General features: G+C 71.0%; 18 protein-coding genes. 12 read left to right on the top strand and 6 right to left on the bottom strand.

The features are described 5' to 3' along the window. Nucleotides 1-228 precede the first annotated feature (228 nt). Complete coding sequence (gene argS, locus B0I33_RS07830; protein WP_245900491.1) at nucleotides 229-2,004, top strand: arginine--tRNA ligase; 1,776 nt, start codon at nucleotides 229-231, stop codon at nucleotides 2,002-2,004. Between the two features lie 413 nt (nucleotides 2,005-2,417). On the opposite strand, the gene B0I33_RS07825 is transcribed toward argS, so the two are convergent. Further along, nucleotides 2,418-3,413: a glycoside hydrolase family 113 protein gene (locus B0I33_RS07825; RefSeq protein WP_106177897.1), complete on the bottom strand. Its 996-nt coding sequence runs from the start codon at nucleotides 3,411-3,413 to the stop codon at nucleotides 2,418-2,420. 92 nt (nucleotides 3,414-3,505) lie between these two features. On the opposite strand from B0I33_RS07825, the gene B0I33_RS07820 reads away from it, so the two are divergent. From B0I33_RS07820 to B0I33_RS07800, 5 genes are all read left to right on the top strand, one after another. Then, nucleotides 3,506-3,856, top strand: a complete 351-nt coding sequence (locus B0I33_RS07820) for a hypothetical protein (protein WP_106177896.1) — start codon at nucleotides 3,506-3,508, stop codon at nucleotides 3,854-3,856. 179 nt (nucleotides 3,857-4,035) lie between these two features. Further along, complete coding sequence (locus B0I33_RS07815) at nucleotides 4,036-4,248, top strand: KTSC domain-containing protein (RefSeq protein ID WP_106177895.1); 213 nt, start codon at nucleotides 4,036-4,038, stop codon at nucleotides 4,246-4,248. A gap of 663 nt (nucleotides 4,249-4,911) precedes the next feature. Beyond that, complete coding sequence (locus B0I33_RS07810) at nucleotides 4,912-8,316, top strand: glycosyl hydrolase family 95 catalytic domain-containing protein (RefSeq protein ID WP_106177894.1); 3,405 nt, start codon at nucleotides 4,912-4,914, stop codon at nucleotides 8,314-8,316. Between the two features lie 107 nt (nucleotides 8,317-8,423). Beyond that, entirely contained in the window at nucleotides 8,424-8,768 is a 345-nt protein-coding gene (locus B0I33_RS07805; RefSeq protein WP_106177893.1) for an L-rhamnose mutarotase, read from the top strand. Between the two features lie 7 nt (nucleotides 8,769-8,775). Then, a complete protein-coding gene (locus B0I33_RS07800) occupies nucleotides 8,776-9,471 on the top strand; it encodes a FadR/GntR family transcriptional regulator (RefSeq protein WP_106177892.1) in 696 nt (231 codons plus the stop codon). Between the two features lie 6 nt (nucleotides 9,472-9,477). Here the strand turns inward: B0I33_RS07800 and B0I33_RS07795 are convergent, their stop codons facing one another. Together B0I33_RS07795 and B0I33_RS07790 are read right to left on the bottom strand one after the other, a co-directional pair. Continuing rightward, on the bottom strand, nucleotides 9,478-10,233 hold the full coding sequence (locus tag B0I33_RS07795; protein ID WP_106178247.1) for an SDR family NAD(P)-dependent oxidoreductase: 756 nt from the start codon (nucleotides 10,231-10,233) through the stop codon (nucleotides 9,478-9,480). 63 nt (nucleotides 10,234-10,296) lie between these two features. Next, complete coding sequence (locus tag B0I33_RS07790; RefSeq protein WP_106177891.1) at nucleotides 10,297-11,142, bottom strand: fumarylacetoacetate hydrolase family protein; 846 nt, start codon at nucleotides 11,140-11,142, stop codon at nucleotides 10,297-10,299. A 154-nt stretch (nucleotides 11,143-11,296) separates the two neighbouring features. Between B0I33_RS07790 and B0I33_RS07785 the strand changes: the two genes are divergently transcribed. Genes B0I33_RS07785 through B0I33_RS07760 form a run of 6 tightly spaced genes read left to right on the top strand, consistent with a single transcriptional unit; the run spans nucleotide 11,297 to nucleotide 18,052 of the window. After that, nucleotides 11,297-12,577: an enolase C-terminal domain-like protein gene (locus B0I33_RS07785; RefSeq protein ID WP_106178246.1), complete on the top strand. Its 1,281-nt coding sequence runs from the start codon at nucleotides 11,297-11,299 to the stop codon at nucleotides 12,575-12,577. Beyond that, nucleotides 12,567-13,541, top strand: coding sequence for an aldo/keto reductase (locus tag B0I33_RS07780; protein WP_106177890.1), 975 nt, complete (start codon nucleotides 12,567-12,569; stop codon nucleotides 13,539-13,541). Before B0I33_RS07785 ends, B0I33_RS07780 begins: the two co-directional genes overlap by 11 nt. Beyond that, nucleotides 13,538-14,395, top strand: coding sequence for an amidohydrolase family protein (locus B0I33_RS07775; protein ID WP_106177889.1), 858 nt, complete (start codon nucleotides 13,538-13,540; stop codon nucleotides 14,393-14,395). Before B0I33_RS07780 ends, B0I33_RS07775 begins: the two co-directional genes overlap by 4 nt. Before the next feature lie 34 nt (nucleotides 14,396-14,429). Continuing rightward, entirely contained in the window at nucleotides 14,430-16,052 is a 1,623-nt protein-coding gene (locus tag B0I33_RS07770; protein ID WP_281259351.1) for a sugar ABC transporter ATP-binding protein, read from the top strand. Then, entirely contained in the window at nucleotides 16,049-17,047 is a 999-nt protein-coding gene (locus tag B0I33_RS07765; protein WP_106177888.1) for an ABC transporter permease, read from the top strand. Before B0I33_RS07770 ends, B0I33_RS07765 begins: the two co-directional genes overlap by 4 nt. Nucleotides 17,048-17,086: 39 nt before the next feature. Then, nucleotides 17,087-18,052 (top strand): ABC transporter substrate-binding protein, encoded by a 966-nt coding sequence (locus B0I33_RS07760; RefSeq protein ID WP_106177887.1) that lies wholly within the window; start codon nucleotides 17,087-17,089, stop codon nucleotides 18,050-18,052. Nucleotides 18,053-18,103: 51 nt separating this feature from the next. Here B0I33_RS07760 and B0I33_RS07755 read toward each other — a convergent pair whose 3' ends face one another. Genes B0I33_RS07755 through B0I33_RS07745 form a run of 3 tightly spaced genes read right to left on the bottom strand, consistent with a single transcriptional unit; the run spans nucleotide 18,104 to nucleotide 19,733 of the window. After that, complete coding sequence (locus tag B0I33_RS07755; protein WP_106177886.1) at nucleotides 18,104-19,081, bottom strand: NAD(P)-dependent alcohol dehydrogenase; 978 nt, start codon at nucleotides 19,079-19,081, stop codon at nucleotides 18,104-18,106. Continuing rightward, nucleotides 19,078-19,311: a helix-turn-helix transcriptional regulator gene (locus tag B0I33_RS07750; RefSeq protein WP_106177885.1), complete on the bottom strand. Its 234-nt coding sequence runs from the start codon at nucleotides 19,309-19,311 to the stop codon at nucleotides 19,078-19,080. The genes B0I33_RS07755 and B0I33_RS07750 overlap by 4 nt, the downstream gene beginning before the upstream one ends. Beyond that, on the bottom strand, nucleotides 19,305-19,733 hold the full coding sequence (locus B0I33_RS07745) for a hypothetical protein (RefSeq protein WP_106177884.1): 429 nt from the start codon (nucleotides 19,731-19,733) through the stop codon (nucleotides 19,305-19,307). Before B0I33_RS07745 ends, B0I33_RS07750 begins: the two co-directional genes overlap by 7 nt. Between the last annotated feature and the right edge of the window lie 129 nt (nucleotides 19,734-19,862).

Raw genomic sequence — 19,862 nt, 5'->3', positions numbered from 1 at the left:
ACCCGGCCATTCCGGGCCCATCCCCTGGGCTGACGGACCACGGCCGGCTCCCTTGGAAGACGCTCGCACGAACCATGCGCGGCACACTCTGATGCGCCCCGGGTCTGGTGACAACATCGATCGGTGGCGTGTCGCCGGGAGGCGCTGATCCGGAAGTCAGCCTGGTCCGGCACACGGTGCGCAGGTCTGACGTCTGTATTCCGAACTTGTGTGAAGGATTGGCCCGACGTGGTGGAGCAGGTGCGCTCATTGGTCTCCGAGGTGGAGCACGCGGTGTCCGCGGCGATGGCTGCGGAGCTGCCTGCCGAGCTCGCCGATCAGGACCCGTTGGTGCGCCGATCGGACCACGCCGACTTTCAGTCGGACATCGCACTCGCCCTGGCGAAGAAGGCAGACCAGAAACCTCGTGACCTCGCGGAGAGGCTGCGACCGCACCTTGCGGCTGTCCCCTGGATCACTGCGGTGGAGCTTTCGGGACCAGGCTTTCTCAACATCACCGTGGCGGACGCGGCGGTCGTGAAGCAGCTCGCTCAGCGTTCCGAACAGGTGAGGCTGGGTGTGGCGGAGAGTCAGAGCGGCCAGGTGGTCGTTGTCGACTACTCGGCCCCCAACATCGCCAAGGAGATGCACGTCGGGCACCTGCGGTCGACCCTTATCGGCGACGCACTGGTTCGTGTCCTGGACTTCCTCGGGGCAGAGGTCGTCCGGCAGAACCATGTCGGCGACTGGGGCACGCAGTTCGGAATGCTCATCCAGCACCTCTTCGAGCACCCCGGAGCGAACTGGCGGAACACCGAGGTTGACCAGGTCGGGAACGAGGATGCCACCTCGGCCCTGGACGCGCTCTACCGCGCTGCCCGAGCCGAGTTCGACGCTGACGAGGCGTTCAAGGAGCGCGCGCAGCGCCGGGTGGTGGCGCTGCAGTCCGGCGACGAGGAAACGGTCGCGGCGTGGCGAGAAATCGTCAAGGAATCGGAGATCGCGTTCCAGCGGATCTATGACCGGCTCGGGGTTCTGCTCAACCACGACGACCTTGCCGGTGAATCCCGGTACAACTCGCTCCTTGCTGACGTCGTCGAGGAGTTGTGGCGCAAGGGCATCGTCGAGAAGAGCCAGGACGCCCTGGTGGTCTTCTTCGACGACATCCGTGGGCCGAGTGGCGACCGTGTTCCGCTGCTGGTCCGCAAGCGCGACGGCGGCTACGGCTACGGCACCACGGACCTGGCCACGATCCGGTACCGCCTGCAGGAGCTGAAGGCCACCCGCGCGCTCTACGTCGTGGACGCCCGCCAAGCCCAGCACTTCGACATGGTCTTCCGCGTCGCGCGCCGCGCCGGGTGGTTGACCGACCAAGACGTGGTGCACGTGCAGTTCGGCACGGTGCTCGGCAGCGACGGCAAGCCGTTCAAGACCCGTTCGGGAGGCACAGTCAGGCTCGCCGACCTGCTCGACGACGCGCTGCGCCGGGCGCAGGAGATCGTCACGGACAGGAATCCCGAGCTCGAGTCCGCCGAGCTCGAAGAGATCGCGCACACGGCCAGTGTCGGCGCGGTGAAGTACGCCGAGTTGTCGACCGCACGGACCAAGGACTACGCCTTCGATGTCGATCGCATGGTCTCGTTCACCGGTGCCACCGGCGTCTACTTGCAGTACATGCACACGCGGATCAAGTCGATCCAGCGCAGGGCGGTCGACGCTGGAGTCGGCGAAGCCCGGTTCGTGGCTGATCTGGCGCTGAAGCCCCAGGAGCGGGCGCTGTCCCTGCTGCTCGACGAATTCGCCGCAACGTGCGACGCCGTCGCGGACGCCCTCGAGCCACATCGCCTCGCGGGTTACCTGTACGCGCTCGCGCGGACATTCTCCTCGTTCTACGAGGCGTGCCCGGTGCTCAAAGCCGAAAGCAGCGAAATCCGGGCGAATCGGCTGGCGCTGTGTGCGCTGACCGGGCGAACTATGGCGCGGGGCCTTGACCTGCTCGGGATCTCGGCCCCGGAGAAGATGTAGGCGCTCCTGACCTCGCGTGGCCCGGCGAAGTCCTGTTTCGACGCGATCTCGACGACGCACTGCGCGGCGCGACCTTCGAACGCTCCACGCGGCCAGATGCGACTCCGACGCTGTGTGCGCTTGACCAGCCGTACCGATACTGGATCAGCATGACCGCCACCGGAAGCACAAGGCTGGCTCATTCACCCCCACAGCCACACCGGCCGGCGGCCTTGCCCCAACTTGAGCGCCACGCGGACCGCTGGTCGCAGATCGCGCACGACGCCGTATGACGGTCATCCGGCGTTTCACTACCGAAAGCGGGACACCCAAGGTCTGCTGCCCTCGCCAAGCCCGAGGGCTCGCTGCAGGTTCCAGTACAGCCTGAAGGGTCTTGCTGCCTGGGCCGGATGCGCCCCGAAGGATGTCCTCGCTCAGGAGCGTGCGGCGGTACCGCCATCCGCGTACCGGTCGGCCACCGCGGCGTAGGCCGCCTTGGGCTGCCACCTCGACGAGTCCTCTGCGGACACCCTGACCACCCCGAACCCGGCCATGTCGAGATCGCGCGCCGGATCCTCGTGGTGCGGGAAGTCCCGCATGACGAACGTGTAGACGAAGCAGCCGTGGACACCGCGATCGGCGAAGAGGTCGATCAGCTCACCGAGGTAGGCCGCCTGGGTGCGCTCGTCTCGCTCGTGCCCTTCCCGGACGCGGGGCGGTATGCGGAGCCAGTTCACGATCAGGAACGAGCCAGGCCCCCTGCGCTCCGCCCCGCGGAAGGCGCCGCACCCGAACTCGGTGATGACCACAGGCTTGCCCGCCTCGCCCGCCTCCGCCAGCAGTGAATCCAGCCGCCGTTCGTAGGCGGCCGGATCGTCGCCGAGGCGGTAGAGGTTGACACCGACGATGTCGAAGCCGGACCAGTCGACCCGCTCCCAGTAGCCCGCCGCGTAGGTGACCGGACCGTGGAAGGCACCGCGAGCGGTGGCGAGGGCGTCGGCGAGCAGACCGCGGAGCTTGCGGGTGATCCGGCGGTCGAAGAAGCGCCGCCAGCGCACCAGCACCTGCAGGCGCAGGAACACCCACCGGCCGGGCAGCATGCCCCGTTGGGTCAGCGAGAACTCGCTGCCGACCAGCAACGTCACCCTGCCCGAGCACTGTCGGCGCAGCTCTTCGGCTCCGGCGGCCATCGCCGCCAGGTGGGCCAGCAGCGCCGAACGCGACCGGTCCGCCAGATGCGGCCGGACGTAGACGTCCAGCCCGAGGTCGAGGGCGATGCGGGCCGCCCGCAGCTGCGGCCCGGCGTCGGTGCCGATCAGCATCACGGCGGTGCAATGCAGGTCCTCGCGGATCGCCCGCAGATCGCCCCGGAGCACCTCGGCGCTCGTCTCCCCGGTGACGTAGGAGATCCCCCTGACCGTGAGGCTCATGCGGCATGTCTAGCACGTGAGCGCACCAGCCCGGTGAGTTCCGGCAGCACGTTCGGGAACGAACTGTCGGTGTCGTATGCCAACGTGCGGCCATGAGCTACGACATGGCGATATGGGACGGTCGGCGGCCGGACAGTGACGACGAGGCGATTGAGATCTTCGGTGAGCTCGCCGAGCGCTACCTGGAGAATGACGAGGTTCCGGCGGCCCCGAAGATCACGCGGTTCGTCGACGCCCTGGTAGCGCGCTGGGGCGACCTCGACGACACCGGCGACGCACCGTGGGCCACGGGCGGAACCGGCGACGCGAGCGGTCCGGTGCTCAACGTCAACATCAGGTACGGCGACGACCGGGTGGACGAGGTGTCCGCCTCCGTCGCCGAGTTGGCGGAGGAGCACGGCCTGGTCTGTTACGACCTCCAGCAGGAGCGCCTCCGGCCGTGAGGTCCCTCCGGGAGAACCGGCGGGGGCCAGTACCCGCGCCAGCGTGGTCCGGCGTCGTTGGCCCGGGTTCCCGTTGTGCCACAACGGGAACCCAGGTCGCCGTGTCCGTGATTCGTCGAGCGGCAACGGAGCCGGGCAACGGCTACGCTCGATGACGTGGTGCCGCGTGGAGGCCGCGGATGATCCGCGAGCCCGTCGACTCGTCCGTGCTCCGGAGTGTCGGTCACGACCCGGCCCACCGGGTCCTGGAAGTGGAGTTCCGGAACGACCGCGTCTACCGCTACCTCGGAGTCGAGCACGCCGTCTACACCGAGCTGATGGCGGCCGCGAGCAAGGGACGGTACTTCAACCGGTTCGTCAGAGACCGCTATCCGTATGAGCGGGCAACGTAGGAAGCCTCAGCACCCTCCGCCGCCTTGACGGTACATACATCGGATGTCTAGTCTCGGTCGGACTCACTCCCAGCACGAGGAGGAGCGATCGTGGCTCGCATCGACGCGCACGACACGAGTGGCCTGGGGTTCCCTGGTCGCCATCACGACCGTCCCCGGCACAGCTACCGTGAGCCACGTCCGTCCGGCGGGCTCGCCGCACGCCCGCGACCGCATCGCGCCCGAGCCGGGTACGCCGACCGGCCGCATCAGGTAGCGACAATGGGTCCTGTCTCAACGAATTCGCCACCTCATCACCCATCCGGCCGCATGACCGGCCACCCTCGCGCACCCGTCACGACGCCGCGAGTCACCCCGCTGACCAGGCGAGCGCACCCCGGCGGCTGACGGGCGAACGGTCACTCCACCAGCCGCGTCCGCCCGGCGTGCACCGGCGACGTGGCCGCGAGCGAACGACGGCCACGGCACACACCTGACGTCGGATGAATCGTGGTGCGCCATCCGAGGGAGAGGAGCCCGCCCGGCACGACCCGAGACACCGGTACCACCGACCCCGGCAGGGCGCGAGACGGTCGACGCCGTTCTCCGCCGGTGACCCGATCACCCACCGATCCCGGCAGGAATCCCCGAGACCTTGGTGTGCTCAGCACAGAAGGAGCCGTGATGACGAACAGACGCGTACGAGGGAGAGCGACCCGGGCGCTGGTGGCCTCGGTGGTGGCGGCCACCGCCCTCACGAGCACGGTCCTGACCGGGACCGCGGGCGGCCGGCCGGCGGCAGGCTACCTGCCCGGCGAGGCCGTCAGCCCGGACGGGGCCGCCGGGCTGACGCTGTGGTACGACGAACCGGCCACCGACTGGGAGTCGCAGTCGCTGCCGATCGGCAACGGCGCCCTCGGCGCCGGTGTCTTCGGCGGGGTGGAAACCGAGCTGCTGCAGTTCAACGAGAAGACACTGTGGACAGGAGGCCCCGGCTCACCGGGGTACGACTTCGGCAACTGGCGTACCCCGCGCCCGGGTGCCATCGAGCGGGTGCGGGACCGGATCGAGGCCGAGGGCAGCGCCGACCCGGACTGGGTCGCGCGCCGGCTCGGCCAGCCCAAGACCGGCTACGGCGCCTACCAGGTCTTCGGCGACCTCCGGCTCACCCAGCAGCAGGCCCCGGCGACGGTCGGCGACTACCGGCGCGACCTTGACCTCACCGACGCCACGGCCGGTGTCGAGTACACCGCCGACGGCGTGCGGCACAGCCGCGAGTACTTCGCCTCCGCCGCGGACGACGTGATCGTGGCCCGGCTGTCCGCGGACCGGCCCGGCGAGGTCGGCTTCACCACGGCCGTGACCGCACCCGGCAACCGGTCCAGGTCGGTGTCCGCACGCGACGGCCGCATCACCTTCGCCGGGCGGCTCGACGACAACGGGATGCGTTACGAGGCCCAGATCCAGGTGCTCAACGAGGGCGGCACCCGCACCGACAACGCGGACGGCTCGGTCACCGTCACCGGCGCCGACGCGGTCACCCTCGTCGTCGCCGCCGGAACCGACTACTCCCCCGAGTACCCGGACTACCGCACCGGCACCGATCCGCACGCCGCGGTCGGCGAGCGGATCGACCACGCGGTGCGCCAGGGCTTCGCCCGGCTCCGGGCGGACCACGTGGCCGACTACCGGGCCCTGTTCGACCGGGTGAGCCTCGACATCGGCCAGCGCATGCCCGCCATCCCGACCGACGACCTGCTGCGGGCCTACCGCGACCCGGCGACCCCGGCCGGGCACCGCAAGGCACTGGAGGCGCTGTACTTCCAGTACGGCCGCTACCTGCTGATCGCCTCGTCGCGGCCGGGCTCGCTGCCGGCGAACCTGCAGGGCGTGTGGAACAACTCGACCTCCCCGCCGTGGAGCGCCGACTACCACGTCAACATCAACCTGCAGATGAACTACTGGCCCGCGGAGACCACCAACCTGTCGGAGACCGCGGCGCCGCTGTTCGACTACGTCGACTCGCTGGTGGCGCCCGGCGAGGTCACCGCACGGGAGATGTTCGGCAACCGTGGCTGGGTCGTGCACAACGAGACCACCCCGTTCGGCTTCACCGGCGTGCACGACTGGGCGACGGCGTTCTGGTTCCCCGAGTCCGGCGCCTGGCTCGCCCAGCACTACTACGAGCACTACCTGTTCACCCGGGACGAGCGGTTCCTCCGCGAGCGGGCGTACCCGATGCTGAAGTCGCTCTCCGAGTTCTGGATGGACGAACTGGTGGCCGACCCGCGCGACGGCAAGCTCGTGGTGAGCCCCAGCTTCTCCCCCGAGCACGGCCCGTTCTCCGCGGGTGCCTCGATGTCGCAGCAGATCGTGTGGGACCTGCTGACCAACACCGCGTCGGCGGCGGCGAGGGTGGGCGACGACGGGTTCGCCGCACGGGCCAGGTCGACTTTGGACAGGCTCGACCCAGGGCTGCGGATCGGTTCGTGGGGCCAGCTGCAGGAGTGGAAGGAGGACTGGGACGACCCGGCCAACCGGCACCGGCACGTGTCGCACCTGTTCGCCCTGCACCCTGGCGACCAGATCACCCCGGCGGGCGATCCGGAACTCACCGAGGCCGCCCGCACCTCGCTGACCGCACGCGGCGACGCGGGCACGGGCTGGAGCAAGGCGTGGAAGATCAACTTCTGGGCGCGGCTGCTCGACGGCAACCACTCCCACACGATGCTGTCCGAACTGCTGCGGAACAGCACGCTGAGCAACCTGTGGGACACCCACCCGCCGTTCCAGATCGACGGCAACTTCGGCGCGACCGCCGGGGTGGCGGAGATGCTGCTGCAGAGCCATGCCGGCGTGATCGACGTGCTTCCCGCGCTGCCCGACTTCTGGGACACCGGCTCGGTGCGCGGGCTGCGGGCCCGCGGTGACGTCACGGTGGACGTGGACTGGGCGGGCGGCACGCCGACCCGCATCCGGCTCGCCGCCGGGCGCACCGGTGAACTCTCGCTGTCGAGTGACCTGCTCGCCGGACGCTACGAGGTGGTGGACGCGCGGTCCGGCCACCGGATCCCGTTCCGCGCCGACGGCGACCGGATCACCCTCGACGCCGAGCGGGGCGGCACCTACCTGGTGCGGGCCCTCGCGTCGGTCACGGTCGGCGCGCCGGACCACGTCACCGCGGGCGCCCCGGCGGAGGTGTCCGTGACGGTGGCGGCGCGGGACAGGACGGTGCCCGCCGGGCGGCTGCGGCTGGACCTCCCCGACGGCTGGACGGCGACCCCGGAGAGCCACCGTATGCGTCCGGTCCGGAAGGGACAGTCCACCCGCGTCACCTTCGCGGTCACCCCGGTGGCCGGGGAGCGCGACCACGCGAGTATCCGGGCGGTGCTGACCGGGGACGGCTGGCGGCACACCGGGGTCACGCGCGTGGGCATCGATCCGCTGCCGCCGTGCCCGGCACCCGAACCCGGGGGGCCGCTGGTGGCGTGGGACCCCGAGTCGGGGCCGTCAGTGGCCGACGCCTCGGCGTACGGACGGGACGCCGCCGTGCACGGCGACGCGAGCTACGACGACTCGGCGCCGACCGGGAGCGGCCTGGTCCTCGGCGGGCAGTCGTACCTGCGCACCGGGCCGACGTCGCTGGGATTCCTCCGCGAGGCGACGTTCGCCACCGAGGTGCGGGTCGAGGGTTCGGGCTCCTACCGGCGGCTGTTCGACTGGCAGCCGAGCGGTGACCCGGGCACCGACGGTGTGCTGGTCGACCTGACCCCGTCGAACCAGGTGCGGTTCATCGGATCGGGCACCGGCGTCACGACCTCGGCCACCGTGCCCACCGGGCGGTGGGTCGACGTGGTGGTGACGATGACCGACGGCGGTGCGATCACCGTCTATCTCGACGGCGCGCGGGCGGGCACCGCGACGGTTCCCCGCGACGGGATCAACGGCTGTGCCACCAGGGAACTGCGGTTCGGCGCCGACCAGAACGGCGGCCAGCGGCTGACCGGCGCGGTCGACCGCACGGCGATCCTGCCCCACGCGCTCGACGCGGCCGAGGTCGCGGACTGGCGCGGGCACGCGTTCGGCTGACCGGAGCGGCGGCGTGCCGTCCGGTGGACGGTGCGCCGCCGCGGCGGCGGACCACGGGTTACCAGAGATCGGATGTATCCTGACCGGATCGACGAGGAGGGCGGAGAATGCCGCAGATCGCGCTGCACACCGAGCTGCTGCCCGGCAGGGAGGCCGACTACGAGGCGGTGCACGAGACGATCCCGGCCGAGCTCGCCGCGGCCCTGCGCGACAACGGCGTGCGCGAGTGGCGGATCTGGCGCGACGGGCGGCACCTGTTCCACCTCATCGACGTCGCGGACTACCCGGCGATGCGGCACGCCCTGCGCGACCACCCCGCGAACGTGCGCTGGCAGGCGACGGTCGCGCCGCTGCACGCCAGGGCCGACGACTACTCGGGCCGGGACGAGGGGATCCCGCTGGTGTGGAGCCTGTCCCGGCAGCGGGGCGACGGCACGGGAACGGCGGGCTGAGCACACCGTGTCCGTCACCGACGACGCCATCGAGGCGATCAAGCAGATGATCGTCACGGGCGAGCTGCGGCCCGGCGACCGGCTGCCGAGGGAGGCCGACCTCGCCGACCGGCTCGGCCTGTCCCGCAGCTCGTTGCGCGAGGCGGTCCGGGCGCTGTCGCTCATCCACGTGCTGGACGTGCGCCAGGGCGATGGCACCTACGTCACCAGCCTGGACCCCGGCCTGCTGATGGACGCCATGGGCTTCGTGGTCGACTTCCACCGCGACGACACGGTCCTGCAGTTTCTCGAGGTCCGCCGCATCCTCGAACCGGCGGCCACCGCGATGGCCGCGATCAGCATGCCCGCCGCCGACATCGACGGGCTCGCCCGGCTGCTCACCTCGCTCGGCGAGCACCCGACGGTGGAGCAGCTGGTGGCCAACGACGTGGAGTTCCACGCGCGCATCGCGGCGGGCTCGGGCAACCAGGTGCTGTGCTCGTTGCTCGACAGCCTGTCCAGCCGCACGCACCGCGCCCGCACCTGGCGCGGCCTCACCCAGGAGGCCGCGGTCGAGCGCACCCTCGCCGAGCACTGGGCGATCCAGCGCGCGCTGGCCGACCGGCAGCCCGAGGTCGCGCGCTCGTGGGCCACGGTGCACATCGCCGGGGTCGAGCAGTGGCTGCGCGAGGCGCTCACCGAGGACGGTCAGGGCCCGGCGTAGCCACGGCTACCCGCGTGGCCGCAGCCGCAGGTCCTGCATACCGCCGTCAACGGCGATCCCCACCCCGGTGGTCGACCGGGACAGCGGGCTGGCCAGGTACAGCACCGTGCGGGCCACCTCGTCGGCGGTGACGAGCCTGCCGTGCGGCTGCCGTGCCTCCAGTGCGGCCCGCTCGGCCTCCGGGTCCGGCGCGGCCGCGAGCAAGCGGTCGATCCACGGGGTGTCGGCCGTGCCCGGGTTGACGCAGTTGACCCGGATCCCCTCGGGCAGGTGGTCGGCCGCCATCGCCCGGGTCAGCGCGAGCACCGCGCCCTTGCTCGCGGTGTACAGCGCGCGTTGCGGCAGCCCCGCCGTCGCCACGATGGAACCGGTGTTCACCACCGCCGCGGCAGGCGATCTGCGCAGGTGCGGCAGCGCGGCGCGGGTGGTCCGCACCATGCCGAGCACGTTCACGTCGAGCACGCGCAGCCACTCGGCATCGTCGTTGTCCGCGACCGTGCCCTGCGCCCCGATGCCCGCGTTGTTGACGAGGATGTCCAGGCCGCCGAGCCGCGTGACGACGGTGTCCACCGCGGCCCGCACCGACTCGTCGTCGGTGACGTCAGTGCGGACCGCGAGCACGCCGTCGTCGCGTTCGCCCGCGTCGAGGTCCAGCACCGCCACGGTGGCGCCCGCCTCGGCGAGGGCGCGCACGATCGCCGCCCCGATCCCCGAGGCGCCACCGGTGACCGCCGCCACCAGTCCGTCGAACTCCGCTGCCATGGTCACCATCCGTCCTGGTCACCACTCGTGAGTGCCGACCGTGGTTAGAACAACGTTATCCACTCACGACCCCACGAACTCCTGGCGCTGCCTGCCGAGACCCTCGATCTCCAGTTCCACCACGTCACCCCCGGTGAGGTAGGGGAACCGGCCGGACAGCGCGACGCCCTCCGGCGTTCCGGTGAGGACCAGATCGCCGGGTTCCAGCGTGAGGTAGCGGCTGAGGTACCAGACGAGGTACTCGACGCCGAACACCAGGTCCGCGGTGGTGGAGTCCTGCCTCGGCTCGCCGTTGACCCAGCTGCGCAACCGCAGTGCCCTGTGGTCGGCCTCGTCGGGCGTGACCAGCCACGGACCGGTCGGGCAGAACCCGGGCGCGCACTTGCCCTTGCTCCACTGCCCGCCGGAGGTCACCAGCTGGTGTTCCCGTTCGGAGACGTCGTTGGCCACCACGAACCCCGCGACGTGGGCCATGCTGTCGGCGGGTGAGTCCAGGTAGGACGCCCGCCTGCCGATCACCACGCCCAGTTCGACCTCCCAGTCCGTTCGTTCGGCTCCCGGCGGGATGGTCACGGCGTCGTGCGGTCCGACGACCGTGTTCGGCGTCTTGAGGAACAGGATCGGCACGTCGGGCGGGGCCGAGCCGGACTCCGCCGCGTGCGCCGCGTAGTTCATGCCGATGCAGAGCACCGCGCCGGGCCGGGCGATCGGGGCGCCCACCCGCAGGCCGGCGGCGGCGAACTCGGGCAGGTCGCCCGCCTCGGCGGCGGCCCGCACGGTGGCGAGTCCCTCGGAGGCGAGGAACGCACCGTCGAGGTCAGGCGTGATCCCGGAGAGGTCATAGGTCGTGCCGCCGTCGAGCAGCACGGGTCGCTCCGCGCCGACGGCGCCCAGTCGGGCCAGCTTCACGAGGATTCCTTCGGCTCAGTGGTCGGATGTCCGCACGAGGTACCGCTCACCGTAGGGCGATCCGGCACAGAAAGCGAGACCTTGACCCGGAAACATCGGATGTCTAATGTCCCCTCCGACGTCTGTGACGGAGCCCATACGACAGGAGATGCTCGTGGCCCGCATCCTCGCGCTGCACACCCATGACGTGCGGTTCCCCACGTCCCTGTCGCTCGACGGCTCCGACGCCATGAACCCCGACCCCGACTACTCGGCGGCCTACGCGCGGATCACCACCGACGCGGGCGACGGGCTCGAGGGCCACGGCTTCGTCTTCACCATCGGCCGGGGCAACGACGTCCAGGTGGCGGCCATCCGGGCGCTGGCCCCCTACGTGCTCGGCCGGGACGTCGATGCGGTGCTGGCAGACCTCGGAGGTCTGTGGCGCGAGCTCGTGCACGACTCGCAGCTGCGCTGGCTCGGGCCGGAGAAAGGCGTCATGCACATGGCGATCGGGGCGGTCGTCAACGCGCTCTGGGACCTGCGGGCCAAGCGGGAGGGCAAGCCGCTCTGGCAGGTGCTCACCGCGCTGAGCCCCGAGGAGATCGTCGACCTCGTCGACTTCCGCTACCTCACCGACGTGCTCACCCGCGACGACGCGCTGGCCATCCTGCGGGCCGCCGAGCCGGGGCGCGCGCAGCGGGAGTCGGTGCTGCTCACCGAGGGCTATCCCGCCTACACGACGACACCGGGCTGGCTCGGCTACGACGACTCCAAACTGGACCGGCTGTGCCGCGAGGCGGTGGCCGACGGCTTCACCCAGATCAAGCTGAAGGTCGGCGCCGACCTCGACGACGACGTCCGCAGGCTCGGCATCGCGCGCGCAGCCTGCGGCGACGGCGTGCGGATCGCCGTCGACGCGAACCAGCGCTGGGACGTGGGCGAGGCGATCCGGTGGATGGCCGCACTGCGGCCGTTCGACGTGGCCTGGGTGGAGGAACCGACCAATCCGGACGACGTGCTCGCCCACGCCGAGATCGCCAGGGCGATCGCCCCCGTGCCCGTCGCCACCGGCGAGCACATGGCCAACCGCGTCATGTTCAAGCAGTTCCTGCAGGCCGGCGCGCTGCAGGTGCTCCAGCTGGACGCCACCAGGGTGGCCGGGGTCAACGAGAACATCGCCGTCCTGCTGCTGGCGGCGAAGTTCGGGGTTCCGGTGTGCCCGCACGCGGGCGGGGTCGGCCTGTGCGAGGCGGTCCAGCACCTGTCCATGTTCGACTTCGTCGCCGTGTCCGGCTCGGCCGAGGGCCGTGTGATCGAGTTCGTCGACCACCTGCACGAGCACTTCGTCACCCCGGTCGAGGTGCACGGCGGCCGCTACCACGCGCCGAAGGCCCCCGGCGCCGGCACCGAGATGCTGGCCCGCTCGCTCGCGGAGTACGCCCATGAGCGGTGAGCGGGCCCGGCTCGCCGGGCGGATCGGCACCGTCGGCCTCGGCGGCGCCGGGCTGGGCAACCTGTACCACCCCGTCTCCGACGAGCAGGCCAGGGCGGCGCTGGAGGCCGCGTGGGACCGGGGCGTGCGCTACTTCGACACCGCGCCGCACTACGGGCTCGGCCTTTCCGAGCGCCGCCTCGGGGAGTTCCTCGCCAGCAAGCCGCGCGCCGAGTTCGTCGTGTCCACGAAGGTCGGCAGGCTGCTGGTGCCCGATCCGGACGGCGCGGGCACGCTGGATCTCGCCAACGGCTTCGCGGTCCCGGCCACGGCGCGGCGGGTCTGGGACTTCTCCGCGGCGGGGGTCCGCCGCGGGCTGGCGGATTCGCTCGGGCGTCTCGGCCTCGACTCGGTGGACCTGCTCTACCTGCACGACCCCGACGAGCACGCGCTCGGCCCCGCGCTGGACACCGGCCTGCCCGCGCTGTCGGCGTTGCGGGAGGAGGGCGTGGTGTCCGCGATCGGCGTGGGCTCCAAGTCGGTGCCGGCCCTGCTCGCGGCGGCGCGCTCCGGGATGGTGGACGTGCTCATGGTCGCGGGCCGCTTCACGCTGCTGGAGCAGCCCGCGCTCGACGACGTGCTGCCCGAGTGCCGGGAGCGCGGGATCGCCGTGGCGAGCGCGGGCGTGTTCAACTCCGGCCTGCTCGCCGAGCCCGCGCCGTCGGCCGAGGGGAAGTACGAGTACGGCACCGTCCCGCCGTCGGTACTGGCCAGGGCGAACACGCTCGCGGCGGTGTGCGGCGAGTTCGGCGTGGAGCTGCCCACGGCCGCGCTGCGGTTCCCGCTGCGGGAGCCCGCCGTGCGGACCGTGGTGCTCGGCGCCGCCACCGCCGCGCAGGTCGAGGACAACCTGCGGCGGCTGACCGAACCGGTGCCCGAGGGGCTGTGGGCCGTCCTGCGCGAGCGGGGGCTGATCAGGACATGACCCTCGACGGCAACCGCGTCATCGACGCCCACCTGCACCTGTGGGACCTCACCGTCAGCGACTACGGCTGGCTCGGGCCACAGCACGGCCCCGTGCACGCGACGTTCACGGCGGCCGACGCGCACGCACACCTCGCGGCGGCCGGGGTGGACGCGGCGGTGCTGGTGCAGGCGGAGGACTCCGAGGCCGACACCGCCTACCTGCTCGACCAGGCCGCCGGTCAGCCGTGGATCAGCGGGGTGGTCGGCTGGGTCGCGCTCGACGACCCGGCCAGGGCCGCACGGCAGCTGGAGCGCTGGCGGCGCTCCCCGTACTTCCGCGGGGTGCGGCACCTCGTGCACGACGACCCCCGCGACGACTTCCTCGCCCTGCGCCCGGTGCGCGACTCGTTGCGCCTGCTGGCCGAGTGCGGCATCCCGTTCGACGTGCCGGACGCGTGGCCACGGCATCTCACGGCGACCGCGGAGCTGGCCGCCGCGCTGCCCGGACTCACGATCGTGGTCGACCACCTCGCCAAACCACCCCGCGGCCGGGACGACTACCCCCGCTGGCGGGAGGCACTGCGCGAGGTGGCGCGACGGCCCAACACGGTGGCCAAGGTGTCCGGGCTGCAGTGGCCGGACCAGCCGCTCACCGCGGCCGCGCTGCGACCGGTGTGGGAGACGGCACTGGAGTTGTTCGGCCCGGACCGCCTGATGTACGGCGGCGACTGGCCGATGACGCTGCCGTACGGGGGTTACGCCGCCACCTGGCGGGTGCTCGCGGAGCTGATCGCGGAGCTGGCGCCCGCGGAACGCGCGCGGGTGCTGGCGGGAACGGCCACCGAGGTCTACGGCATCGGCGGCCCGGACTGATGCCCCGCAGGAGCGAGATCAGGAAGGTGCCGACGTGTTGACGACGACGTCCACCGCGGCGGGGGCGACGCGCTCGCCGGTGCCGCTGCTCGAGGTCGAGGGCGTGCACAAGAGCTTTCCGGGTGTCCGGGCGCTCACCGACATGCGGCTCGACCTGTACGAGGGCGAGGTGCTGGCGCTGGTCGGCGAGAACGGGGCGGGCAAGTCCACCCTGATGAAACTGCTCTCGGGCATCCACGACGCCGACGCGGGCCGCTTCCGGCTCGCCGGCGAGCCGTTCGCGCCGGACGGTCCCAGGGCGGCGCTGGCGAGCGGGATCAGCATCATCCACCAGGAACTCAACCTGATGCCGCACCTGACCGTCGCGCAGAACGTCTTCATCGGCCGCGAACCCCGGCGGTGGCGCGTCCTGCTCGACGAGCGGGAACTGAACGCCCGCACCCGGAAGCTGATCGATTCCCTCGGCCTGCCGCTGGACCCCACGGCCGTCGTCGGCGACCTCACCGTGGCCCACCAGCAGATGGTCGAGATCGCCAGGGCGCTGTCCTACGACGCCAAGGTGCTGATCATGGACGAGCCCACGGCCGCGCTCAACGACGCCGAGGTCGCCACCCTGCACGACCTGATCCGCCGATACGTGCGCACCGGCACCGGCGTCATCTACATCTCGCACCGCATGGACGAGATCAGGGCGATCTCGGACCGGGTGACCGTGATCCGCGACGGCGAGTACGTCGACACGGTGGACTCCGCGACGACCACCACCGACGAGATCATCGCGCGCATGGTCGGGCGCACGCTGGCCGCCGACGCCCGTCCACGGGACGTCCGCCCCGACCGCGAGACGGTGCTGCGGGTGCGGGGGCTGTGCACGCGGTCGTTGCTCAAGGACGTCTCGTTCGACCTCCGGCAGGGCGAGATCCTCGGTTTCGCCGGGCTCATGGGCGCGGGGCGCACCGAGGTAGCGAGGGCGCTGGTGGGCGCCGACCGCAGCACGGCGGGCGAGGTCACGCTGCGCGGTGAGCGGGCGCGCGTCCGCAATCCCGCCGACGCGGTGCGGCTGGGCATCGGCTACCTCTCCGAGGACCGCAAGCGGTACGGCCTGCTGCTGGACCAGACCGTGCGGGCGAACATCACGCTCGGTGCGCTGCGGCAACGCTTCGCCACCGCCGGATTCGTGCGCGACCGGGCCGCGCGGGCGGAGGCCGCCGGGTACGTCGAGACGCTGCGCATCAAGACCCCGTCGCCGGAACAGCGGACGAAGAACCTCTCCGGCGGGAACCAGCAGAAGGTCGTGATCGCGAAGTGGCTCGTCCGCGACTGCGACATCCTCATCTTCGACGAGCCCACCCGCGGGATCGACGTGGGCGCGAAGGAGGAGATCTACCAGCTGCTCACCGAGCTGGCCGGTCAGGGCAAGTCGATCATCATGATCTCCTCCGAGCTGCCCGAGGTGCTGCGTCTCGCGCACCGCGTGGTCGTGATGAGCGAGGGCAGGGTGACCCGCACGCTGGACGCGGCGGAGGCGACCCAGGAAACGATCATGCACTACGCGACGTTGCGGCCGGACGAGAACCCGGCCGATGCCGCCGAGCTCGGGCTGGAACCGCCCGCGCCGCAGGCCGACGAAGAGCCCCGGAAGGCAGGAGAGCCATGACCGCGACCAAGGTATCCGCCAGGGAATCGGCCCAGACCGGCCTCGTCACGGTGGCCAAGGGCAGGCTGCAGCAGCTGCTGGCGTTCGCCAGCCTCATCGTCATCTCCGCGTTCTTCTCGGTCGCCAGCCCGTACTTCTTCAGCTACGACAACTTCACGGCCATCCTGTTCTCGACCGTGGTGATCGGAACGCTCGCCATCGGCACGACGTTCGTCATCATCGCGGGTGGCATCGACCTCTCGATCGGCACCGGGATGGCCCTGTGCGCGGTGATGTCCGGAGTGTTCCTTGTGGACATCGGGTTGCCGCTGGCACTGGGGGTGCCCGCGGCGATCCTTTTCGGTGGGCTCATCGGGCTGGTCAACGGGTTCAACGTCGCGGTGCTGAAGATCCCGCCGTTCATCGCGACGCTGGCGATGATGCTCGTCGCGCAGGGGCTCGCGCTGGTGCTGTCCGACAGCGCTCCCATCTACTTCACCGACGTCGCCGGCTACACCGACATCTCCACCGGCAACCTGCTGCCCGGCGTGCGGTTCCCGAACGCGGTGCTCGTCCTGCTCGGCGCCGCGCTGGTCGCCGCGGTGCTGCTGACGAAGACCGTGCTCGGCCGCTACACCTACTCGATCGGCAGCAACGAGGAGGCCACCGCCCTTTCCGGTATCAACGTCCGGCGGTGGAAGATCGCGATCTACGCCTTCGCCGGGCTGTTCATCGGGCTGGCCGGCGTCATGATCTCCGCCCGGCTCGGTTCGGCGCAGCCCGCGACGGGCATGGGCTACGAACTCCAGGCGATCGCCGCCGTCGTCATCGGGGGGACGTCGCTGTCCGGCGGCAAGGGGTCGATCGTCGGCACGCTCATCGGCGCGCTGATCATCTCGGTGCTCAACAACGGGCTCCAGATCATGTCGATCCCACAGGAATGGCAGAACGTGATCCTCGGCTGCGTGATCCTCGTCGCGGTGTACACGGACATGATCCGCAAGAAGGAGACGTGAGGGGCTCCGGCACACGACCAGAACAAAGGAGATCTGGACATGTTGGCACGCAAGATCACGGCCGCTCTCGCGAGCGCGGTCGTGGCACTCTCCCTGGCCGCCTGCGGCTCGGCCGGCGACGGTGCCGGTGGTGGCGGCGAACCCTACGTCGCGATCGTCTCCAAGGGCTTCCAGCACCAGTTCTGGCAGGCCGTGAAGAAGGGCGCGGAACAGGAGGCGAGCAAGCGCGGAGCCAGGGTGACGTTCGTCGGCCCCGCCACCGAGCAGGAGGTCGAGGAGCAGCTGAACATGCTCACCAACGCGCTGGCCAAGCAGCCGGACGCGCTGGGGTTCGCCGCGCTGGACAGCAAGGCCGCCGCGCCGTTGCTCCAGCAGGCCCAGTCGCAGGACGTCCCCGTCATCGCGTTCGACTCCGGTGTGGACAGTGGCATCCCGGTCACGACCGTCGCCACGGACAACAAGGCGGCCGCGGCCGAGGCCGCCAAGCACCTCGCCGAGGAGCTCGGCGGCAAGGGCAAGGTCGCGCTCGTGGTGCACGACCAGACCAGCCTCTCCGGTGTGGACCGGCGGGACGGCTTCGTCGAGTGGATGGAACAGAACGCGCCCGGCATCACCGTGCTGCCCGCGCAGTACGGCGGCGGCGACCAGCTGGAGTCGGCGAACATCACCAAGTCGATCATCTCGGCGAATCCCGACCTCGACGGCATCTACGCGTCGAACGAGGGCTCGGCGATCGGCGTGATCAAGGGTGTGCAGGAGAGCGGCGCGTCCGGGGTCACCGTCGTCGGGTTCGACTCCGGCCAGGCGCAGATCGACGCCATCCGGAACGGCCAGATGCTCGGTGCCGTCACCCAGAACCCCATCGGCATGGGCGAGCGACTGGTGGACGCGGCGCTGAAGGCGATCGAGGGGCAGCGGCTTCCGGAGACCGTCGACACCGGTTTCTACTGGTACGACAAGAGCAACATCGACGACGAGAAGATCCAGGCCGTCCTGTACCAGTGACCGGACGCCTGCCCGGGCCCACCCGGGTCCGGGCAGGCAGGGCACGGCCGGTCAGCTGCCGACCGTGACGACGAGCTTGCCACGGGTATGTCCCTTGTGGAGTTCACGGATCGCGTCCGGCGCCTCAGCCAGCGCGTAGGTCCGGCCGACGACCGGCGCGAACGCGCCGGACTCGGCGAGCTCCCGCAGGGTGGTGAGATCGGCGGAGTTCTCCTTCGCGACGAGCCCGCGCAGCCGCTGCCGGGTGAACGGCGAGAGCAGTCCCGCCCGCAGCGCACGGTCGAACCCGCCGATCCACCGGTCACCGCCCTCGCCGCCCACGATGACCAGGGCGCCGCGCGGCGCGAGCGCGCGGCGCAGCCGCGCCAGCGGCCGGTTGCCCGCGGTGTCGAGGATGACGTCGTAGCGGTGTCTCCGCTCGGCGAGGTCCTCCCGGGTGTAGTCGATCACGTCGACGGCACCGAGCGAACGCACCAGCTCGGCCTTGTCCGGACCGCACACACCGGTGACCTCCCCGCCGAACGCCGCCGCGAGCTGCACCGCGAACGAGCCCACTCCCCCGCCCGCGCCGATGACGAGCACCCGGTGGCCGGGCCGCACCCGCCCGCAGTCGCGCACCGCCTGCAACGCCGTGCCGCCCGAGACCGGCACGGCCGCCGCCTCCACGAAGCCGAGGTTCGCCGGCTTCGGCGCGATCCGGTCCGCCCTGGCGCACGCGTACTCGGCGAACGAACCCTCACAGGTGCCGAACACCTCGTCGCCGGGCCGGAATCCGGTCACGTTGGCGCCGACCGCCGCCACGACGCCCGCGACGTCCCTGCCCCGGACCCGCACCTTCGGCGCCCGCAGCCCGAACCCCATGACCCGGACCAGGTAGGGCAGTCCCGTCATCAGGTGCCAGACGCCGGGGTCCACCCCGGCCGCGCGCACCGAGAGCAGCACCTCGCCGTCACCCGGCACCGGCTTGGGGATGTCCCCGAGTCTGAGCACGTCGGCCGGGCCGTACCCGTCCTGCACGATGGCCTTCATGAGGTTCCTCCCGCCTCGTCGGGGTACTGGAACACGTCGTCGAGCGGCACGCCGAAGACCCGCGCGATCTGGAAGGCCATCTCCAGCGAGGGCGAGTAGCGGCCCTGCTCGATCGCGATGACGGTCTGCCGGGTCACGCCGACCCGTCTCGCCAGCTCGGCCTGGGTCATCTCGCCGTGCTCGAACCGCAGCGCGCGAATCCGGTTCGTGACTCGGGTCGGCTTCACCACCGCGGGAAACCCCACCGGTAGGCGACGATCTTCGTCGTGGAACCGAGCACGGCCGACAGCACGAAGGCCAGGTAGATCGCGTTGGCGATCCAGAAGTGGTCGAGCTCGACCAGCGCCATCACCAGCGCCGTGACCCCGCCGATGACGACGAACGACTGGCCGACGTGCTCGCCGAACCGGCCGATCTCCCGGTCGCGCTCGTCCTTCCTGCCTGCGTCCTCCGGTGACACCGCCGCGGCGACGATGTCGAGCAGGATCCCCGCCGCGATGGCCGACCCGATCGTCCACGCCATCGCGGCCGCGTAGGGCACCTCGGGCAGCGGGACGTCCCCCGCTCGCCCCAGCACGACAGCCACGTACACCGCGTACGCCACGACCGCCACCACGGCCAGGATCCAGGCGCGCTTCTCCTCGAACGACATGTCCAGTCTCCCGATGTTAAGAAAACTTGACACCATCGAAGGTAAAGCAGAGCCGACACGAAGTCAAGAAATTTTGACATCACTCCGCATGGCCGGAAAATACGTTCCTGGCGCACGCGCGGGTCGGTT

The organism is Prauserella shujinwangii, assembly GCF_003001955.1.
Classification (GTDB): domain Bacteria; phylum Actinomycetota; class Actinomycetes; order Mycobacteriales; family Pseudonocardiaceae; genus Qaidamihabitans; species Qaidamihabitans shujinwangii.
Note: the sequence above shows the minus strand (reverse complement) of the source record. Positions and strands in the feature narration are given on the sequence as shown.